Annotated in this window: 20 protein-coding genes, 1 tRNA gene and 1 rRNA gene; all 22 read right to left on the reverse strand. The window is 68.3% G+C overall.

The features are described from left to right. Positions 1-228: a hypothetical protein gene (locus tag FB464_RS07765; protein WP_116414366.1), complete on the reverse strand. Its 228-nt coding sequence runs from the start codon at positions 226-228 to the stop codon at positions 1-3. Positions 229-304: 76 nt separating this feature from the next. Continuing rightward, positions 305-378: transfer RNA gene (locus tag FB464_RS07770), tRNA-Pro, on the reverse strand. A 160-nt stretch (positions 379-538) separates the two neighbouring features. Beyond that, complete coding sequence (locus tag FB464_RS07775) at positions 539-1,018, reverse strand: MOSC domain-containing protein (protein ID WP_342780667.1); 480 nt, start codon at positions 1,016-1,018, stop codon at positions 539-541. Positions 1,019-1,144: 126 nt separating this feature from the next. Beyond that, on the reverse strand, positions 1,145-2,683 hold the full coding sequence (gene der / locus FB464_RS07780) for a ribosome biogenesis GTPase Der (protein ID WP_116414365.1): 1,539 nt from the start codon (positions 2,681-2,683) through the stop codon (positions 1,145-1,147). Further along, entirely contained in the window at positions 2,661-3,374 is a 714-nt protein-coding gene (cmk, locus tag FB464_RS07785) for a (d)CMP kinase (protein ID WP_116414364.1), read from the reverse strand. Before cmk ends, der begins: the two co-directional genes overlap by 23 nt. Beyond that, a complete protein-coding gene (locus FB464_RS07790) occupies positions 3,371-4,453 on the reverse strand; it encodes a prephenate dehydrogenase (protein ID WP_116414363.1) in 1,083 nt (360 codons plus the stop codon). Before FB464_RS07790 ends, cmk begins: the two co-directional genes overlap by 4 nt. Then, positions 4,446-5,261 carry a pseudouridine synthase gene (locus FB464_RS07795; RefSeq protein ID WP_116414362.1) on the reverse strand — a complete coding sequence of 272 codons (816 nt, stop codon included), beginning with the start codon at positions 5,259-5,261 and terminating at the stop codon, positions 4,446-4,448. The genes FB464_RS07790 and FB464_RS07795 overlap by 8 nt, the downstream gene beginning before the upstream one ends. After that, positions 5,245-5,898 (reverse strand): SMC-Scp complex subunit ScpB, encoded by a 654-nt coding sequence (scpB, locus tag FB464_RS07800; protein ID WP_116414361.1) that lies wholly within the window; start codon positions 5,896-5,898, stop codon positions 5,245-5,247. Before scpB ends, FB464_RS07795 begins: the two co-directional genes overlap by 17 nt. Beyond that, positions 5,888-6,709 carry a segregation and condensation protein A gene (locus FB464_RS07805; protein WP_116416526.1) on the reverse strand — a complete coding sequence of 274 codons (822 nt, stop codon included), beginning with the start codon at positions 6,707-6,709 and terminating at the stop codon, positions 5,888-5,890. The genes scpB and FB464_RS07805 overlap by 11 nt, the downstream gene beginning before the upstream one ends. A gap of 7 nt (positions 6,710-6,716) precedes the next feature. Next, positions 6,717-7,625: a ParA family protein gene (locus tag FB464_RS07810; protein ID WP_116414360.1), complete on the reverse strand. Its 909-nt coding sequence runs from the start codon at positions 7,623-7,625 to the stop codon at positions 6,717-6,719. A gap of 120 nt (positions 7,626-7,745) precedes the next feature. Beyond that, complete coding sequence (gene xerD, locus FB464_RS07815; protein ID WP_246092968.1) at positions 7,746-8,672, reverse strand: site-specific tyrosine recombinase XerD; 927 nt, start codon at positions 8,670-8,672, stop codon at positions 7,746-7,748. A gap of 18 nt (positions 8,673-8,690) precedes the next feature. Continuing rightward, entirely contained in the window at positions 8,691-9,338 is a 648-nt protein-coding gene (locus FB464_RS07820) for an NUDIX domain-containing protein (RefSeq protein WP_116414358.1), read from the reverse strand. An 11-nt stretch (positions 9,339-9,349) separates the two neighbouring features. Then, positions 9,350-11,083, reverse strand: a complete 1,734-nt coding sequence (locus FB464_RS07825; protein WP_170152033.1) for a CTP synthase — start codon at positions 11,081-11,083, stop codon at positions 9,350-9,352. A gap of 12 nt (positions 11,084-11,095) precedes the next feature. Beyond that, entirely contained in the window at positions 11,096-12,841 is a 1,746-nt protein-coding gene (recN, locus tag FB464_RS07830) for a DNA repair protein RecN (protein WP_246092969.1), read from the reverse strand. Continuing rightward, complete coding sequence (locus FB464_RS07835) at positions 12,834-13,685, reverse strand: NAD kinase (RefSeq protein WP_425472443.1); 852 nt, start codon at positions 13,683-13,685, stop codon at positions 12,834-12,836. Before FB464_RS07835 ends, recN begins: the two co-directional genes overlap by 8 nt. Before the next feature lie 62 nt (positions 13,686-13,747). Continuing rightward, on the reverse strand, positions 13,748-14,569 hold the full coding sequence (locus FB464_RS07840; protein WP_116416523.1) for a TlyA family RNA methyltransferase: 822 nt from the start codon (positions 14,567-14,569) through the stop codon (positions 13,748-13,750). A gap of 46 nt (positions 14,570-14,615) precedes the next feature. Continuing rightward, positions 14,616-14,789: a hypothetical protein gene (locus tag FB464_RS19775; RefSeq protein ID WP_170151885.1), complete on the reverse strand. Its 174-nt coding sequence runs from the start codon at positions 14,787-14,789 to the stop codon at positions 14,616-14,618. Between the two features lie 21 nt (positions 14,790-14,810). Next, positions 14,811-15,833 (reverse strand): HAD-IIA family hydrolase, encoded by a 1,023-nt coding sequence (locus FB464_RS07845; protein ID WP_116414356.1) that lies wholly within the window; start codon positions 15,831-15,833, stop codon positions 14,811-14,813. Then, positions 15,805-16,860 (reverse strand): tetratricopeptide repeat protein, encoded by a 1,056-nt coding sequence (locus FB464_RS07850; protein ID WP_246092972.1) that lies wholly within the window; start codon positions 16,858-16,860, stop codon positions 15,805-15,807. Before FB464_RS07850 ends, FB464_RS07845 begins: the two co-directional genes overlap by 29 nt. Before the next feature lie 110 nt (positions 16,861-16,970). Beyond that, positions 16,971-17,492, reverse strand: coding sequence for a hypothetical protein (locus FB464_RS07855; RefSeq protein ID WP_116414355.1), 522 nt, complete (start codon positions 17,490-17,492; stop codon positions 16,971-16,973). Between the two features lie 125 nt (positions 17,493-17,617). After that, on the reverse strand, positions 17,618-18,262 hold the full coding sequence (locus FB464_RS07860; protein ID WP_142206651.1) for a hypothetical protein: 645 nt from the start codon (positions 18,260-18,262) through the stop codon (positions 17,618-17,620). A gap of 79 nt (positions 18,263-18,341) precedes the next feature. Then, positions 18,342-18,458: ribosomal RNA gene (gene rrf, locus FB464_RS07865) — 5S ribosomal RNA — on the reverse strand. Between the last annotated feature and the right edge of the window lie 84 nt (positions 18,459-18,542).

Consider the following 18,542-nt stretch of genomic DNA (forward strand, 5'->3'; position numbering starts at 1 on the left):
TCACTGAGGCTTCTCGGCGATGAGGCGCTTCTCGCGCCGCTGCCGCAACTGCGTGATGCGGACGAAGCCGAGAAGGCCCGTCACAGGCGCGAAGAGGATGAGCAGCCAACCGATGGAGTTGCCGTTGACGAGTTGCACGATCCCGGCGACGAGGAGTGCGACGGCGAACGCGACGTAGACGCCCGTCAGCACGTTCTCCAGCACAGAGGGCGGCTTGTCGGTGCTCATGCGTGCAGCCTACCGACGGGCACCCCGGGAACGACAGAGCCCCGACAGAATCTGAATCCTGTCGGGGCTCTTGTTGTCGGGCTGACAGGATTTGAACCTGCGACCCCCTGACCCCCAGTCAGGTGCGCTACCAAGCTGCGCTACAGCCCGTGGGTGGGATGACAACTTGTCCATATTAGCCCAACCGGCGGGCCGCCGCGAACCGCTCGGGTATGCCCACGCGACTCAGGGTCAGACGAGTGCAGCCTCACCCGTGAACACCTGCACGATGGTCGGGGCATCCCCTGCCGCCGCCACGACCTCGATCACATCACCGGCCTCGATCGTGCCCGGCGTCACCACGGAGGTACGCGCCGGGTCGCCCGGCGGCGGTGAAGCGCTTCACCCAGCCCCGTTCATCCGCTCCCCCGACCCAGCGGGCGAAGGTCTGGCAGGGCGTCCGTGGCATGCTGACCTCGACGACGACCTTGGCACCGATTCGCCATCGGGAGCCGATCGGCGCGTTCGACACGTCGACTCCGGATACGCGGAGGTTCTCGCCGAACCAGCCTGGCGGCAGCGTCCGGCCGAGCTGCGATTCCCAGTACGCGGCATCGTCGGACGAGTACACGTAGAGCGCCTTGTCTTCGCCGCCGTGGTGCTTCCGATCGGCTTGCGCGTCAGCGTACAACCCGAGCGGACGCACCTTCACGGGCCCCCCGACCGGCCGCTTGTCGATAGCGGTCACGCCGACCGTGCCCGGATCCGCCCGCAACCCATGCACCACGCACGCCGCCACCAACACGCCCACAGAAGCCTCCCGAACTCTCCCGGCCACCCTACCAACCCCCAAACGCCAATCGAGTGGGCGGTTTGGGCCCCGAATCGTAGATTTTGGGGCCCAAACTGCCCACTCGATTGAGAGAGGGGGGGTGGGTCAGCGCTTGCGCTTCTCGCGCACCCGCATGTTGACGTTCACGGGGCTGCCCTCGAAGCCCCAGATCTCGCGAAGGCGACGGGTGATGTAGCGGCGGTAGCCAGGGTCGAGGAACCCGGTCGTGAAGAGCACGAAGGTCGGCGGGCGCGAAGACGCCTGGGTGCCGAACAGGATGCGCGGCTGCTTGCCGCCGCGAACGGGGTGAGGATGCTCGGCCGTGAGCTCGGCGAGGAACGCGTTGAACTTTCCGGTCGGAATCCGCGTGTCCCACGACTCGAGTGCCAGCTCCAAGGCCGGAACCAGCTTCTCCATGTGCCGCCCGGTCTTCGCCGAGATGTTCACGCGCGGCGCCCACGACACGTGTGCGAGATCCTGTTCGATCTCGCGTTCGAGGTATCGGCGGCGTTCGTCGTCGAGCAGGTCCCACTTGTTGAAGGCGAGCACCAGCGCGCGGCCCGATTCGAGCACGAGGTCGATGATGCGAACATCCTGCTCGCTCACCGGCTGCGACACATCGATCATGACGACGGCGACTTCGGCCTTCTCGAGGGCAGCCGAGGTGCGGAGCGACGCGTAGAAGTCGGCGCCCTGCTGCAGGTGAACCCGGCGACGGATGCCCGCGGTGTCGACGAAGCGCCAGATCTTGCCAGCGATCTCGACCTGCTCGTCGACGGGGTCGCGGGTGGTGCCCGCGAGTTCGTTCACAACGACCCGTTCCTCGCCTGCGGCGCGGTTCAGGAGAGACGACTTGCCGACGTTCGGACGGCCGAGGATGGCGACGCGGCGCGGCCCGCCGACCTCCTGCTTGGCGACGGCCGAGACCTCGGGCAGGACCTTCATGATCTGGTCGAGCAGGTCGGCGACGCCGCGGCCGTGGAGGGCCGAGACGGGGTACGGGTTGCCGAGGCCGAGCGACCAGAGGGAGGCCGCGTTCGGCTCCTGGCGCACGTCGTCGATCTTGTTCGCTGCGACGAAGACGGGGCGCTTGGTCTTCCGGAGCATGCGCACGACGTGCTCGTCTGTCGCGGTCGGCCCGACGTTGGCGTCGACGACGAAGAGCACGGCGTCGGCCAGGTCGATGGCGATCTCGGCCTGGGCGGCGACCGAGGCGTCGATTCCCCGGGCATCCGGTTCCCAGCCGCCGGTGTCGACGATGGTGAAGTGGCGCCCGGCCCACTCGGCCTTGTAGTTGACGCGGTCGCGCGTCACACCGGGGGTGTCTTCAACGACTGCCTCACGGCGACCGATGATGCGGTTGACGAGCGCCGACTTGCCGACGTTCGGGCGGCCGACGATCGCCAGCACGGGCAGGGCCGGCAGGTAGGTGATCGCGTCGGGGTCGTCGCTGGCGGCCTCGAGGATGGCGAGGTCGTCGTCGCCGAGGTCGTAGTCGGCGAGGCCGCTCCGCAGGGCATCCGCTCGCCGGGTGACGAGGTCTTCGTCGAGGTCGCTGAGGCGCTCGACGACCGCGCTCGAGACCTCGGGGTACTCGTCGTACTCGCCGTCGGTGTCTTTGTCAGCGCTGTGTATATTGACCATCTGAAGCCTTCGTTCGTGCAAGAGTGACAACTTCAACCACCGCTTGCACGGTCTGGCCGAAGTCGAGTTCGGTGGAGTCGACGGTGGTGACCCCGTCTGCGGCATTCATGAAGTCGACGACCCGGGAGTCGGCCCGGTCACGAGATCTCAGCTGTTCGCCGACAACGGCGGCCGTCGATCCGACAATTTCTGCTGAACGCCTCTTCATTCTAGCGTCTTCTGACGCCGTGAGCAGGATCCGGCTGGTCGCATCGGGTGCGACGACCGTTGTGATGTCCCGTCCCTCGACCACGATGCCGGGCCGCGGAGTCGAAGCGATGGTGCGCCGGAACAGCGCGGTGAGGTGTGAACGCACCTCGGGCAGCCGCGCCACCAGCCGCACCTCGCTCGTCACCCACGGCTCCCGGATGGCGATCGTCACGTCGTCGGGCCCGACCTTCACGAAGTAATGGTCGGGGTCGGTGCCGATGGCGAAGTCGAACTCGGGCAGCGAAGCCACGACGACCTCGGGGTTCTCGGCGTCGAGGCCGCGGTCGAGCAGCATCCACGCGAGCGCGCGATAGGCGGCCCCGGTGTCGAGGTACGCGAAGCCGAGTTCCCGCGCGGCGCCCTTGCTCACGCTCGACTTTCCGCTGCCGGCCGGCCCGTCGATCGCCACGACGATCTTCTCTGTCACGTCAGTCCCGTTCATCCTGCAATCCGCCAACCACGTTCGCCCAGCCACTCTGTCAGCCCGGCGAGCGCCTCCGGCAGCACCGCGATCTCCGCGAGCCCGATCTCGGCCCCCGGCGAGTGCTCCAGCCGGAGGTCTTCGAGGTTCACCCCGGCCGCACCGATGTCGGACACCAGTCGTGCGAGTTCACCCGGCCGGTCATCCACCATCACCACCAGCTGCGCATACCGGCGGTCCTGTCCGTGCTTGCCGGGGATCCGCGCCACCCCGACGTTGCCGCCGAGCAGTTCTTCAGCGAGCCTGCGCCGCGCTCCTACAGCCTCGGGCGCGTCGAGCGTCTCGATGACACGGTCGAGATCCGACCGGAACGACTTCAGGATGCCCACCACAGGCCCCGCGTTCGCCCCGAGGATCTGCACCCAGAGCCCCGGATCGCTCGCCGCAACCCGTGTCACATCGCGGAGCCCCTGCCCGGCGAGGTTCACCGCGACACCCGGAGCGTCGGTCAGCCGCCGGGCCATCAGCGTCGACACGACCTGCGGAACGTGCGACACCAGCGCCACACTCGCGTCGTGCGCTTCAGGGGTCATCTCGACGAGCGAAGCCCCGAGGTCGAGGATGAGGTCGTCGATGACCCCGCCCCGCTGGTACGAGATGCCGTCGTGCGCCGCGACGACCCAGGGCCGCCCGAGAAACAGGTCCGCGCGCCCCTGCAGCGGCCCGCCCCGCTCGCGCCCGGCCATCGGGTGGGTGCCGATGTAGCGCGACACGTCGGCTCCGGATGCCCGGAGTTCGTGCAGCACGCTGAGCTTCACACTCGCGACATCCGTCACGGTCGCGTGCGGGAAGGCCTCGAGTTCGGCAGCGACGACGTGCGCGGTGACATCGGGCGGAACGCAGACGACGATGAGGGTGGGGTGGTCATCCGGAGCCGCGGGGCGCCCCGCGCCATAGTCGACCGCGATGCTGATGTGGGTGGGCGAGGCGTCGGCCACGATCACGTCGACGCCGCGGGCGCGGAGGCCGAGCCCGATGCTGGTGCCGAGCAGGCCCGCACCGACGATCCGCACCGAGCCGGTCAGCCGGCTCTCAACCACGGTCGGCCGCGCCCTTCGAGCCGGCCGGGCCGGACGCGGCAGCGCCCTTCGCCTCGCGCGACAGCGTCAGCAGTGCCCCGAGCTCCTCGCGTGTGAGGTCGCGCAGCTCCCCCGCCTTCAGCGACCCGAGGTGCAGCGGGCCGAACTGCCGCCGCACGAGCTCGATCACCGGGTGGCCGACCTCTTCGAGCATCCGCCGGACGATGCGGTTGCGCCCCGAGTGCAGCGTCACTTCGACGAGGCTGGAGGAGTTCGACGAGTCGAGCAGGCGAGCCTTGTCGGCGACGATCGGGCCGTCGTCGAGGTCGACGCCCTTCGTCAGCTTCGCGATGGTCTGCGGCGCGACGCGCCCCTCGACCTGCGCGATGTACGTCTTCATGACCCCGAACGACGGGTGTGCGAGCACGTGTGCGAGTTCGCCGTCATTGGTCAGGATGAGCAGCCCGCTCGTCTCGGCGTCGAGCCGGCCCACATTGAAGAGCCGCTCCTCGTACTGCGAGGTGAAGCGGGAGAGGTCGGGCCGGCCGTGCTGGTCGGAGAGCGACGAGACGATGCCCACGGGCTTGTTCAGCAGCACGTAGCGCTTCGTCGTGTCGAGCTGGACGGCCGTGTTGTCGACGGCGACCTTGTCGGTGTCGGGATGGATCCGACGCCCGAGTTCCCGCACGACCTCGCCGTTCACCCGCACGCGACCGGCCGTGATGAGCTCCTCGGAGACCCGCCGCGATGCCACGCCGGCGGCGGCGAGCACCTTCTGCAGGCGAACACCGTCGGGAGCCGGGCGCTCGGATTCACTGGAACTGGTCATCGAAACCTTCCGCACCATCGGCGAGGAGTGGTGAGATCTTGGGGAGCTCGTCAAGCGTGTTGATGCCGAGCTGGGTCAGAAGCACGTCTGTCGTTCCATAGTAAATGGCGCCCGTCTCACCGTCGGTCGAGACCTCGGTGATGAGGCCGCGCCCGAGCAGCGTGCGCACGACCGAGTCGACGTTCACGGCGCGGATCGACGCGATCGCACTCCGCGTGATGGGCTGCTTGTAGGCGATCACCGAGAGCGTCTCGAGGGCCGCCTGGGAGAGTTTCGACGGGTTCTCGGTCACGACGAAGTCGCGAACGACCTGGTCGTACTCGCGCCGCACATAGAGCCGCCAACCGCCGGCGACCTCCCGCAATTCGAACCCGCGGCGGATGCCGCCGTTCGCCCCGTTGTAGTCGGCAACCAGCCGCTCGATGGTCTGCCTGACGGCGGCAACCGGCCGCGCGAGGGCTGTGGCGAGGGTCATCAGGCTCTGCGGCTCGTCGGCGACGGTCAGGATCGCTTCGAGCGCGCGTTCGAGGTCGAGTGGATGATCATCCGGAGCCTGCTCGGAAGGCACCGCGGGCACGGTGACGGCTTCGGGTACCTCGGCAGCGACGGCGTCGGCGGGCACGGTCTCAGTTGTCATAGTCGGCCCCCAGGTTGGAGAGGTTCTCCTCCGACCAGCTCTCGGCCGTCCAGCGGATGGTGAGTTCGCCGAGCGGCTCCAGCTGCTCGAACGCGATCGCGGCATGCCGGTAGAGCTCCAGCACAGCGAGGAACCGTGCCACGACGATCCCCTTCTCGAGGATTCCCTCGATCAGCCGCCGGAACGACACCGGCTCCCCCGACCGCAGCGCCGTCACGACGTGGGCCGCCTGCTCCCGGATGCTCACCAGCGGTGCGTGCAGGTGCTCGAGCCCCACCACCGGAACCTCGCGCGGCGTCAGCGCGAATACTGCGAGCGCCGCGAAGTCGTCGGGGCTCAGCGACCAGACGAGCTCAGGCGTCTGCTGCCGGAACCTCTCCTCCAACCGCACGACGCGAGCATGGCGCCGCCCCTCCTCGTCGAGGTGCGAGGCGAACCACTGCGACACCTGTTTGAAGGCCCGGTACTGCAGCAGCCTCGCGAACAGCAGGTCGCGGGCCTCGAGCAGGGCCACATCTTCGGCGTCGACGAGCTCACCCTGTGGCAGCAGCCCGACGATCTTCAGGTCGAGCAGGGTCGCCGCCACGACGAGGAACTCGGATGCCCGTTCGAGCTCCTCCTCGGAATCGAGGTTCCGCAGATAGCTCAGAAACTCGTCGGTGACCGCACTCAGGGCGATCTCGGTGATGTCGACCTCGTGCTTCGAGATCAGCGAGAGCAACAGGTCGAACGGCCCCTCGAAGTTCGCCAGACTGAGCGAGAACCCGGGAGCAGCGGGCGCGACATCTCGAGCCCCACCCTCAGCAACCAGTACGGCCCTAGGCGACCGCGCCACGGAAGACCAGTTCTCGGGCCAGCTGGCGGTAGGCGTTCGCCGCCGGGTGATCGGGGGCGAACTGGGTGATCGGGGTGCCGGAGACGCTCGCGTCGGGGAACTTGATGGTTCGCCCGATCACGGTCTCGAGCACCTCGGGCCCGAACGCGTCGACCACGCGCTGCATGACCTCACGTGAGTGCAGGGTGCGCGAGTCGTACATCGTGGCGAGGATGCCGTCGAGCTTGATGGCCGGGTTCAGCCGGTCTTTCACCTTCTCGATGGTCTCGACGAGCAGTGCGACGCCGCGGAGAGCGAAGAACTCGCATTCGAGAGGGATCAGCACGCCGTGGCTCGCGGTCAGCGCGTTCACGGTCAGCAGGCCGAGCGACGGCTGGCAGTCGATCAGGATGACGTCGTACTCGTCGCTGACCTTCCGCAGCACCCGCGCGAGGATCGTCTCGCGGGCGACCTCGCTGATGAGGTGTACCTCGGCGGCCGACAGGTCGATGTTCGCCGGGATGATGTCGAAGTTCGGCACACTGGTGTGCCTGATCACGTTGTGGGGGTCTTTCTCGGTGCCGAGCAGCAGGTCGTAGATCGTCAGGCTGTCGTGGGTGTCGACGCCGAGACCGGCCGAGAGCGCGCCCTGCGGGTCGAAGTCGATGGCGAGAACGCGCCGGCCGTCATCCGCCAGCGTGGCGCCGAGGTTCACGGTGGTCGTGGTCTTGCCGACGCCACCCTTCTGGTTGCAGAGCGAGATGATGCGGGCGGGCCCGTGGCTCTTCAAGGGGGCGGGCTGCGGGAAGACCCGCAGCGGCCGGCCTGTGGGGCCGAGAACGGGCGCCTCAAGGCCCGGAAGCTCAGACGCACCCTGTTTCTCGAGTGCACTGGCGTTCTTCTTGGCCGTCACAGGCGGTGCTCCTCACGTACCCCGACCTCTCCCAGGGCGGTGCCACGATTCTACTCGCGCGCACCGTCGCAACCTGCGAAGCGCGCCGTGCGCCGTGCCAGCTCCGCGGGAGACGAGCCGTCAGCGCGCCCGCGGATGCGCCGTCTGGTACATGTCCCGCAGCGTGTCGGCTGTCACCTGCGTGTATATCTGCGTCGTCGTCACCGACGCGTGCCCGAGCAGGTCCTGCACGACCCGCACATCCGCCCCGCCCGTGATCAGGTGCGTCGCGAACGAGTGGCGGAACGTGTGAGGCGAGATGTGCGTCTCGAGCCCCGCGCGCTTCGCCGCCGACTGGATGACCAGCCACGCCCCCTGGCGACTCAGCCGGTCCCCGCGGAGCCCGAGGAACAGTGCTGGGGTCGCCTTCCCGCGCGCGGAGAACAGCGGACGGACCCGCACCAGGTACGTATCGAGCGCTGCTCGCGCGAAACTCCCCACCGGCACGATCCGCTGCTTGCTGCCCTTGCCGACGACGCGCACGAAGTCGTCGTCGCTCCCCACATCGTCGACGTTCAGCGCCACGACTTCCGAGACCCGCGCACCCGTCGCGTAGAGCAGCTCCAGCAGGGCGCGGTCGCGGAGCGCGATCGGATCGTCGCCTCCCGTGGACTCCAGCAGCGTCGTCATCTGGGCCATCGTGATCGCTTTCGGCAGACGCATCCCGAGCTTCGGCGGCCTGACCTCCCGCGCAGCATCCGTCGCTGTCGTGCCCTCCTCGGCCAAGAACCGGTGCAGCCCCCGCACCGACGACACGATCCGGGCCACGGATGTCGCGGCCAGCGGTTTGGCCGTGACACCCGCCTCGGGCAGCGTCTCGAGCTGCCGCGTGAAAGCGCCGATCTGCGTCTCGCTGATCTCTTCAGGGCGCTGGATGCCCGCAGCCGCCAGCCACGCCGCATACCGTCCGAGGTCCCGCCGGTAGGCGGCGAGCGTGTTCGCGGAGAGCCCCCGCTCGATCGTCACGTGGCGGAGGTAGCCGTCGATCACCTCGTCGAGCGTGGCCACGGGCAGATCGTCCAGCCGTCAGGAGGCGTTCGGGTGCAGCCGGGACCACTCCGGCCACGGCGCATCGGCCGCGCCGAGCGAGGCCCAGCCGCGCGAACGGCTCGCCGCGAGCGCGAGCGACGCGATCACGAGGTTGGGATTCTGCAGCTCACGACGGAGCACGGCATCCACCACCTCGTCGAGGTCGACCCAGCGCACCTCGATGTCGGCCTCCTCGTCTTCCCGCTCGAACGCGTCGGCGGTCGGCCGCACGTCACGCGCCAGGTAGATGCGGATCAGTTCGTTGTTGCCGCCGGGCGTGGTCGCGTAGTCGGTGAGCACGTTCCAGCGGTCTGCCTCGAGGTCCGCCTCTTCGGCGAGCTCGCGCTTGGCCGCCGCTAGGAAGTCCTCGCCCGAGATGTCCAGGAGGCCGGCCGGGATCTCCCACTCGCGAGCACGGATCGGGTGCCGGTACTGCTTGATCAGCAGCAGGCGGTCGTTCTCGTCGAGGGCGACGATCGCGACGGCACCGGTGTGGTCGACGAACTCCCGGACGGTGTCGGCACCGTTGTAGACGAACGTCTCCCGCCGCACATCCCAGATCTTGCCGTCGAAGACGACCTCGCTCGAGGTGATCCGCTGGTCGTCGGGCTCATCGCGGAGCGGCGACGGGATGCTCTCGGTCACAACGGGCCTTCCTAGGCGTCGGTCGGGAACAGGCGGGTCGCCTCCTGGCGCTCGAGCGCGGCAGAGATGAGCCCGTCGAACAGCGGGTGCGCGCGGTTCGGGCGCGACCGGAGCTCCGGGTGCGCCTGGGTGCCCACATAGTACGGGTGTGCATCCTTCGGCAACTCGACGAACTCGACGAGGTGGTCGTCGGGCGAGGTGCCCGAGAACCAGAGACCGGCGTCGGCGATCTGGCCGCGGTAGTGGTTGTTTACCTCGTAGCGGTGGCGGTGGCGCTCTTCGATGGTCGGTGCGCTGTAGAGCGACTCGACGAGCGAGCCCGGGGCGAGCTTCGCCTCATAGAGACCGAGGCGCATGGTTCCGCCGAGGTCGCCGCCCGCAATGATGTCCACCTGCTCGGCCATCGTCGCGATCACCGGGAAGGGGGTCTCGGGATTGAACTCGCTCGACGACGCTTCACCCAGGCCGACGACGTTCCGCGCGTACTCGATGACCATGCACTGGAGGCCGAGGCAGAGGCCGAGTGTCGGAATGCCGTTCTCGCGGGCGAAACGCAGCGCACCGAGCTTGCCTTCGATGCCGCGAACCCCGAAACCGCCGGGCACGCAGATGCCGTCGAGGTCGCCGAGCTCCTTCGCCGCCTTCTCGGGCGTCTCGCACTCGTCGGAGGCGATCCACTTGAGGTTCACCTTGGTGCGGTGGGCGAAACCACCGGCCTTCAGCGCCTCGGTGACCGAGAGGTACGCGTCGGGCAGGTCGATGTACTTGCCGACCAGGCCGATCGTGACCTCGTGCTTCGGCTCGTGCACCGCCTCGAGCAGGCTCGACCATCCCGACCAGTCGACGTCGTTCGTCGTCAGGCCGAAGTGGTCGATGATGTAGGCGTCGAGCTTCTGGTCGTGCAGCATCGTCGGGATGTCGTAGATCGAGGGCACGTCGATCGCGTTCACGACCGCGTCTTCGTCGACGTCGCACATCAGCGCGATCTTGCGCTTGTTCGAGTCGGAGACGGGGCGGTCGCTCCGGAGCACCAGCGCGTCGGGCTGGATACCGATCGAGCGGAGAGCCGCGACGGAGTGCTGCGTGGGCTTGGTCTTCTGCTCGCCCGAGGCGTTCATGAAGGGCACCAGCGACACGTGCACGAAGAACACGTTGCTACGGCCGAGCTCGTGCCGCACCTGGCGCGCGGATTCGAGGAACGGCTGCGACTCGATGTCGCCGACGGTTCCACCGATCTCGGTGATGATCACGTCGGGCGCGTTCTCACCCTGCGCCTGCAGCCGCATCCGGCGCTTGATCTCGTCGGTGATGTGCGGAATGACCTGCACGGTGTCGCCGAGGTACTCACCCCGTCGCTCCTTGGCGATGACGGTCGAGTAGATCTGGCCGGTCGTCACGTTGGCGGCCTGGTTCAGGTTGATGTCGAGGAACCGCTCGTAGTGCCCGATGTCGAGGTCGGTCTCCGCGCCGTCGTCGGTCACGAAGACCTCGCCGTGCTGGAACGGGTTCATCGTTCCCGGGTCGACGTTCAGGTAGGGGTCGAGCTTCTGCATCACGACGTGGAGGCCACGCGCGGTGAGAAGGTTTCCGAGGCTGGCGGCGGTGAGCCCCTTACCCAGACTGGAGACGACACCACCGGTCACGAAAATGTGTTTCGTCAGTTTCGCCGGGCTTGTCACAGCTGGTACTGAAGCGTTCAACAGGGTGCCGTTTTGATCATCATCCACGGAGTTCCACTCTAACAGTACGGATGCCGGTCATCGGCCGTCGGCCGCCAGCTGGATCAGTTCGCGGGCGTGCGCGAGGCCGCTTTCGGAGTCCGGCAGCCCCGACAGCAGCCGCGCCATCTCTGCCACCCTGTGCTCGCCGGTCAGCTGTCGGACGCTCGACTCGGTGACCGCCCCGTCACTGTCCTTCACGACCGAGAGGTGGTTGGTGGCGAACGCGGCGACCTGCGCCAGATGGGTCACCACGATGACCTGCGATCCACGGGCCAGCTGGGCGAGTCGCCGGCCGATCTCGATCGCGGATGCTCCCCCGACGCCCGCGTCGACCTCGTCGAACACGAACGTGGGAACCGGATCCGTCGCCGCCAGCACCACCTCGATCGCGAGCATGATGCGGGAGAGCTCACCGCCCGACGCTCCCCGGCCGAGGGGCCTCGGTTCGGCTCCGGCATGGGACGCCAGCAGGAAGTGCACCGTGTCACGGCCGGTCGACGTGAGTTCGGTTCCCGGCAGAACCTCGACCACGAGCTGGGATCCGCCCATCGCGAGCGCAGCCAGTTCGTCGGACACGAGCGCGCTGAGACGACCCGCCGCCTCGGCACGCGCCTCGCTCACGTCGGCCGCGAGCGTCTCCGCGAGGCCCAAGGCGTCGGCGACGGCATCCGTGAGCTCCTCGATGCGGTCGGAGTCGTTGTCGAGCTCGATGAGCCGGGGGCCGGCGCCCTCGAAGAAGACGATCACGTCGTCGAGCGTCGGGCCGTACTTGCGGGCCAGCACCGACAGGGCGGCCCGGCGGTCCTGCACCTCGTCGAGCTCCGTTCCGCCGTCGGTGTCGAGTTCGGCGAGGTAGCTCGAGAGCTGCGTCGAGATCTCTGCGACGAGGAAGGATGCGCTGGCCAGCGATTCCACGATCGGCAGCAGCGCTGCGTCGTGCGCCTGCACCCGCTCGAGCTGCCGCAGCGCCGAATCGAGCAGTCCGACCGTGTCGGCGCGGCCGTCGAGTTCGTCGGAGGAGACCGCCTCCCGGGCGGATGCCGCCGCCAGCCGCAGGTCTTCGAGGTTGGTGAGCCGGCTCGCCCGTTCGGCGAGCGACTCCTCCTCGCCCGCGAGGGGCGCGAGGGCCTCGATCTCGGTGACCGCGATGCGGAGCGACTCGGCTTCGCGGATACGCACCTCCCGCTGGGTCACCAGCGTGTCGAGCTCCAGCCGCAGCGCCTGCCACGCGTGGAAGGCGTCTTCGTAGGCATCGAGCTGCTCCCGGAAAGGCCGCCCGGCGAACCGGTCTAGAGCGAGCCTCTGCTCGGTGGATGATCGGAGCCGCAGCTGGTCGGACTGACCGTGCACCACCACCAGGCTCTCGCCGAGCTCGCCCAGCACACCGACGGGGGCGCTCCGACCACCCACGATGGCGCGGCTGCGGCCCTCGCCGGAGACCGAACGGGAGAGGATCAGCTCGGCCAGGGTGCTGGAGTCGATCGCCTCAACCTCGCCACCAGCGTCGCGCACCCGGTCGGCAACGACACCCTCGGACGGAACCCGCCAGCGGCCCTCCACCCAGCTCTGCGCCCGGCCCACCCGCACCTGGCCGGCCACCGCGCGCTCGCCCATGAGCAGGCCGAGCGCCTGCACGACCATCGTCTTGCCCGCACCCGTCTCACCGGTCACGGCGGTGAACCCGGGGCCGAGCGGCAGCACGGCTTCGGCGATCACACCCAGGTCTCGGATGGTGATCTCGTCGATCACTCCCCCGGCAGGCTTCCCGCCGGTCTCACTCATGGCGCTCCACCGGCCCGCGCCAGCCCTCGACGGGCAGCGCGAACTTGCGCACCAACCGGTCGGAGAACGGCCCGTGGGTCAGACGCGCGAGGCGCACCGGCACGGCAGACTTCCGCGACTCTATGCGGGAACCGGGCGGCAGGTCGAAGCCGCGCCGCCCGTCGCACCAGAGCACGCCGGCACCCGGGGTGCGTTCGAGCATCTCGACGGCGAGCACCGAATCGGGGCCGATCACCAGGGCGCGCGAGAACAGCGCGTGCGGGCTCAGCGGCACGAACAGCAGCGCGTCGAGGCTCGGCCAGACGATCGGCCCACCGGCTGAGAACGCGTAGGCGGTGGATCCGGTCGGGGTCGCCATCACGACGCCGTCGCAGCCGAAGCTCGACAGCGGACGGGCATCCACCTCGATGACCACCTCGATCATCCGCTCCCGGCTCGCCTTCTCGACCGTCGCCTCGTTCAGGGCCCAGCCCTCGTAGACCACCTCCGAGCGGTGGGTCACGACGACGTCGAGCGTCATGCGCTCCTCCACCAGGTAGTCGCCGCCCAGCACGCGTTCCACCGACGCCCGGAGGTCTTCGCGCTCGCTCTCGGCGAGGAACCCGACATGCCCGAGGTTGACGCCGAGGAGCGGCACGGGGCAGCCGCGCACGATCTCCGCGGCACGCAGGATCGTGCCGTCGCCACCCAGCACGATCACCAGCTCGAGGTCGGTCGTCTGCACGTCGACGCCCAGGAGACCGATGATCGAGGGATCGGTCAGCCGGCCGGAGATGTCGTCGAGATCGCTCGGAGACAGCACCGGGGTGACCCCCGACGCTGCCAGCTGGTCGCAGACCTGCATGGCCGCATCGACCGAATCGCGGCGACCGGTGTGGAGCACGACGAGGAAATAGCGGGGTGTCGTCACGACGTCTGGGCTCCTGAAAGTGAAAGTGCGCGGTGCAACCATTCTGTCGGATTGGTTCCCGCCGCTCTGCTCAACCAGACGAGATACTCATGATTCCCGGCATTTCCGATGACTGGGGAGGAGATGATGCCGGCCGTGCCGAGACCGGCGTCGAAAGCCGCCCAGAGCACGCCGGTGATGGCGTCTGCGCGGAGCCCCGCGTTCCGCACGACACCCTCCCGGATGCCCGTCCTGCCCACCTCGAACTGCGGCTTGATGAGTAGCACGAAGTCCGCTTCTGGGGTTGCCAGGGCTACGAGCGCCGGCAGCGCCGTCACGAGGGAGATGAACGAGAGGTCAGCGACGACGAGCGCCGGAGCCTCCGTCACGCCGGACGCGGCGGCGAGCGACTCCGGAGTTCCGTAGCGGATGTTGTACCCCTCCACGACGCTCACCCGGGCATCCGACGCCACCACCGGCGACAACTGACCGTGGCCGACATCGACTGCAAGCACGCCCCGCGCACCCCGCTCGAGCAGCACCTGGCTGAAGCCACCCGTCGAGGCGCCCGCATCGAGCGCCAGCCGCCCGTCGACGACGACCCCGGCGAACGCATCGAGCGCAGCGACGAGCTTGCCGGCCCCGCGGCTCACGTAGTGGTCGCTACCCTCGACCCGCAGCTCCTGGCCGCCGAACACCTTCGCCGACGGCTTGACCACAACGACTCCGTCGACGCTCACGAACCCGTCGGCGATCAGCTGTGCAGCGTGGTTCCGCGACCGGGCGAGCCCCGTCGACGCCAGGGCGGAGTCGAGCCGGCTCCCCTCGGGGAAGCCCACGGCAAGCCCGTCGCCGTCGGCCAGCTCACCCAGAGGCCCGTCGCCGTCAGCCACGCGCACCGGGCGAGTCGCCGCCCTCGAGGCGGCTCCGCAACTCGTCGTGCAGCTGCACGTAGGTAACCGAGCGCGATTCGAGAGGCTGGTCTTCGATCACCCGGAGCCGCGTCAGAAGCTCGCCTTCGAGCGCCTCACCGCCGACGTCGCTGCTCTCGTCTGTCACCCCTTCAGGCTACCCGACGCCTCAGCTGTAGAGCTCAGGCGCGACCTGCAGCCCGTAGATGGGCCGACCGGATGCCCAGATCAGCGATGATCCTGCACGAAGTCTGTCGACAGCACTGTCACCCGACTTCACGACCTCGATCGCGTCACCCTTCAGTCGAACCACGGCGGAGTTCACGGTGGCTGTGTTGCCGTCCTTCGAGAACTCCGTCTCGGGGTACGGCTCGAACAACCCGCGGAGGTCGTCGAGGATGAACGTCGGCCGCGAATCCTTGTCGGCAGCGAGCAGTTGCTTCGGCCCGTCGATCCCGGTCAGCACGTGCACGGAGCGCATTCCGGCGCGGTTGGCCCCCACGATGTCCGTGTCGAGCCGGTCGCCGATGAACAGCGGAGTCTTCGCCCCGAAGCGTTCCACGGCAGCATCGAAGATCGCCTTCTCCGGCTTGCCGCCCACCACCGGCAGGATGCCGACGGCCGTGTGCACAGCGGAGACCAGCGTTCCGTTACCCGGCGCGATCCCGCCCTCGACCGGAATCGTCCAGTCGGTGTTGGTGGCCACCCACGGAATGCCGGTGTGCAGAGCGAAGCTCGCCTGCGCGAGATCGGTCCACGCCACCGTGGGCGCGAAGCCCTGGATGACCGCCGCCGGCTTGTCGGACGCCTGCCGAGTGACGTGGAAGCCTGCCTTCTCGACCTCGCTCGTCAGCCCCTCCCCGCCGACGACCAGGATCGTCGACCCCGCGGGCACCAGGCCGGCCAGCAGTAGCACGGCCGCCTGCGGGCTCGTCACCACGTCACGCGGCGCGACCTCGAGCCCGAAGCTCGTGAGGTGTTCAGCGACCTGGGCGTCAGTGCGCGAGGCGTTGTTCGTGATGTAGCCGACGGTCACACCTTCGCCCACAGCCCGGCCCAGGGCATCCACCGCGTACTCGATCGCGTTCCTGCCGGTGTAGACCACACCGTCGAGATCGGCGAGCAGAACGTCGACTCCGTCGAGGGGGGTGGATGTCACGGCCCTACTCCTTCGTGTCCTGAACAGGCTCACCGGCCGTGTCCTCCGTCGTCGTGTCGCCGGCCGCGCTCTCGTCGGCCGCGCTGTCGCTGGCCGCGCTGTCCTCCTCGGACCCGAGTTCCTCGAAGACCTCGATCAGGTCGTCGTCTTCGTCGGTGGATGCAGCGTAGAGCGCCGCCTCGGCACGATCAGCGTTCTCGCGCCACTCTGCCGCCTCGGCGTCCCGACCGAGATCGTCGAGCACCTCCGCGTACGCCCAGAACAGTTCCGGGCTGTAGGAGTAGGCGCGTTTCGCGTCGAGCTGCGGAATGTGGAGTTCGGCGAGAGCCGCCTCCGGCTGGCCCTGGTCGAGCCTCGCGCCGGACATGGCGATCGCCACGGCCACCTGTGTCGACGGGGTGAGGCTCTCCCGCGGCACGGAACGCCCGAGCTCGAGCGCCCGGTCGGGCCGGCCGAGCCCGCGCTCGCTGTCGACCATCAACGCGAGCTGCTCGTTGGAGCCCGAGATGCGCCGATAGGTGCGGAGTTCCCGGATGGCGAGGGCGTAGTCACCCGTCGCGTAGGCCGTGATGGCCAGCGTCTCACGCACCATCGCGATGCGACCCGCGCGGCGGGAGGCGGATGTCGCATGCTTGTGCGCCAGCTCGGGATCGCTCTCGATCAACCGGGCCACCATCACCAGGTGCTTTGCGACGCCGTCCGCGTTCTCCTTCGAGAGCGTCTTCAGCTCGTTGAACGCGCCCTTGTCGAGCTCCTTGACCGAGACGTCCTCCGGAATGTCAGGATCGTCGTGGTGCGGCCGGACCGCCCGCAACTCCCGCTGGCGGAGTTCCTCGGGCGTCAGGCCCTCGTCGCGATACCCGCCACGATTCGCTTTGTCGCGCGCACCGGGCGCAGCACTCCGCGCCGGCTTTCCATCCGTCGTCCAGAGCTTCTTCTCGCCGGACTTCTGCGGCGGCCGGGATCCTCTCGGCCGATCCGAACCGCCCCTCGGGCCGTCGGCGCGCGCTCCATCCTGTCGACGCCCGGGGCGTTTCTCCCTGTCTGGCGAATCGCTCATGACACTCCTGTCGTCTGGTGCGCGCTGTGTAGATGTGGGTCGAGTCTAGCGTTCTCACACCAGAAGCCCGGCCCGTGTCACGGGCCGGGCTTCTGACGTGCGTGGATGGATCAGGTCGCGGAGCAGAGGACGAGCGTCGAGGAGACCGACGCCGCAGCCTTGCCGCCCGTGGCCGCGTAGCCGGTCGGGATGCTGGCGACCGCGTTCAGTGTGAACGCGACTGTGATGGAGAGCGTGGTGCGGAACGCGAGGGTCGCGCCGGCAGCAAGTGCCGATGTCAGAGTGATCTGGCGGCTGGTGCCGCTCAGCACCGACACACTCGCCGTTCCGCCCGTCACACTGAACACACCGATGTTCGCGACGCCGGATCCGGTGATGACGACGGTTGTGCCCACAGGGAGCGGCTGAGCGGGACCGGCCGTGAGCGTGAAGCCCGGGCCGACAACGCCGAGTATGCCGCAGGTACCCGTGAGCTGGTAGGCGCCCAGATCGATGTCCCCCGACGCCGCTGCCATCGGTGCAGCAACGGCCAGTGCAATTACCGGCACGCTCCAGGCGGCCGTTCTGACCACCGTACGTCGTTCAATGAGCCTCTTCGCTCCGGTCGTCTCGATCTCATCGTCAGTCTTCATCGAATACCCCCTAGGTATGGATTCTGGATGGATCCATCTTTGGGTGGATTCAGCAGAGGGGGTCGTCCGCTCCCCCCAATGGTGTACCCATAAAAGGGGTGATACGAATGGCCGGAAGACTGGCCTCAGTACTGTTCGGGCCAGTCGAAGGGCTGGCTCGGTGAGGCCGCGGTGCCGGCAGGACTGACGACGATGTCGATGTCCATCTTGTTGGTGAACACGATGGCCGCCGGGTTACCGCTGTACGGCTGCTGGTTCACGAAGACCGAGAACGTTTCGCCGGCCGAGCTGGGGTACGCACCGATGCTTGTGTCGTCGAGGGCGACGTTCCACTCGGTGAAGAACTGCCCGAGCGTGAAGTCGGCCTGCACAGGCGACTCGACGTGGATGATCCCGGTCGTGTCATGCGTGTGCAGCGGTGACACTGAGCCGGACGGGTTGTCGATCCCGATCTCCGCGGGCACGACCTCGTCCTGTCCGTCGATCGTGATCGTCAGGTGGGCGTGCAGATGCAGTGCGGTGCCCTCCGTTCCGAGCATCCGGAGGCCTGCCGCAGCAGCGCGTTCGGTCGGGTCGCTGGGCCGGTCCCAGGGAGCTCCGGTCACAGCACCGACCGCCGTGGTCGCGGGGAGGAACGGGCTCTCGGCAGCAGCCGGCGCCGGTACATCCGCCGGCGCGCTCCGCACTGCCCCCAGCAGCGCCGTCGCGCACAGCACGACGACGCTCACTCCCGCGAGCACGCCTGCCTTGAACGCCTGCTTTTCTCTCATTCCCCCACCGTAGGTCGTACGGCTGGGCGTTAAAGCAGAACAGCCCGACCGGTGAGGGTCGGGCTGTTCTTCAATGTGGGTCCGGCGGTGTCCTACTCTCCCACAAGGTCTCCCTTGCAGTACCATCGGCGCTGAGAGTCTTAGCTTCCGGGTTCGGAATGTTGCCGGGCGTTTCCCTCTCGCTATGGCCGCCGAAACTCTAGGAACATACGGTGATGTTCTCAAGACTTTCGATGCTTCTAGCATCAGTGTTGAGTTGTGTCCCCCACGGGTGGGGGGT

The sequence above is a fragment of the Subtercola boreus genome (genome assembly GCF_006716115.1).
Taxonomy (GTDB): domain Bacteria; phylum Actinomycetota; class Actinomycetes; order Actinomycetales; family Microbacteriaceae; genus Subtercola; species Subtercola boreus.

Bases quoted from the DNA above. Each gene is read 5' to 3' on its own strand.
- FB464_RS07850 (WP_246092972.1), bottom strand. From the start codon at position 16,860: ATGAGCGATTCGCCAGACAGGGAGAAACGCCCCGGGCGTCGACAGGAT.
- FB464_RS07855 (WP_116414355.1), bottom strand. From the start codon at position 17,492: ATGAAGACTGACGATGAGATCGAGACGACCGGAGCGAAGAGGCTCATT.
- recN (WP_246092969.1), bottom strand. From the start codon at position 12,841: ATGAGTGAGACCGGCGGGAAGCCTGCCGGGGGAGTGATCGACGAGATC.
- FB464_RS07860 (WP_142206651.1), bottom strand. From the start codon at position 18,262: ATGAGAGAAAAGCAGGCGTTCAAGGCAGGCGTGCTCGCGGGAGTGAGC.
- scpB (WP_116414361.1), bottom strand. From the start codon at position 5,898: ATGACAACTGAGACCGTGCCCGCCGACGCCGTCGCTGCCGAGGTACCC.
- FB464_RS07765 (WP_116414366.1), bottom strand. From the start codon at position 228: ATGAGCACCGACAAGCCGCCCTCTGTGCTGGAGAACGTGCTGACGGGC.
- FB464_RS07795 (WP_116414362.1), bottom strand. From the start codon at position 5,261: ATGACCAGTTCCAGTGAATCCGAGCGCCCGGCTCCCGACGGTGTTCGC.
- cmk (WP_116414364.1), bottom strand. From the start codon at position 3,374: ATGAACGGGACTGACGTGACAGAGAAGATCGTCGTGGCGATCGACGGG.
- der (WP_116414365.1), bottom strand. From the start codon at position 2,683: ATGGTCAATATACACAGCGCTGACAAAGACACCGACGGCGAGTACGAC.
- FB464_RS07835 (WP_425472443.1), bottom strand. From the start codon at position 13,685: ATGCAGGTCTGCGACCAGCTGGCAGCGTCGGGGGTCACCCCGGTGCTG.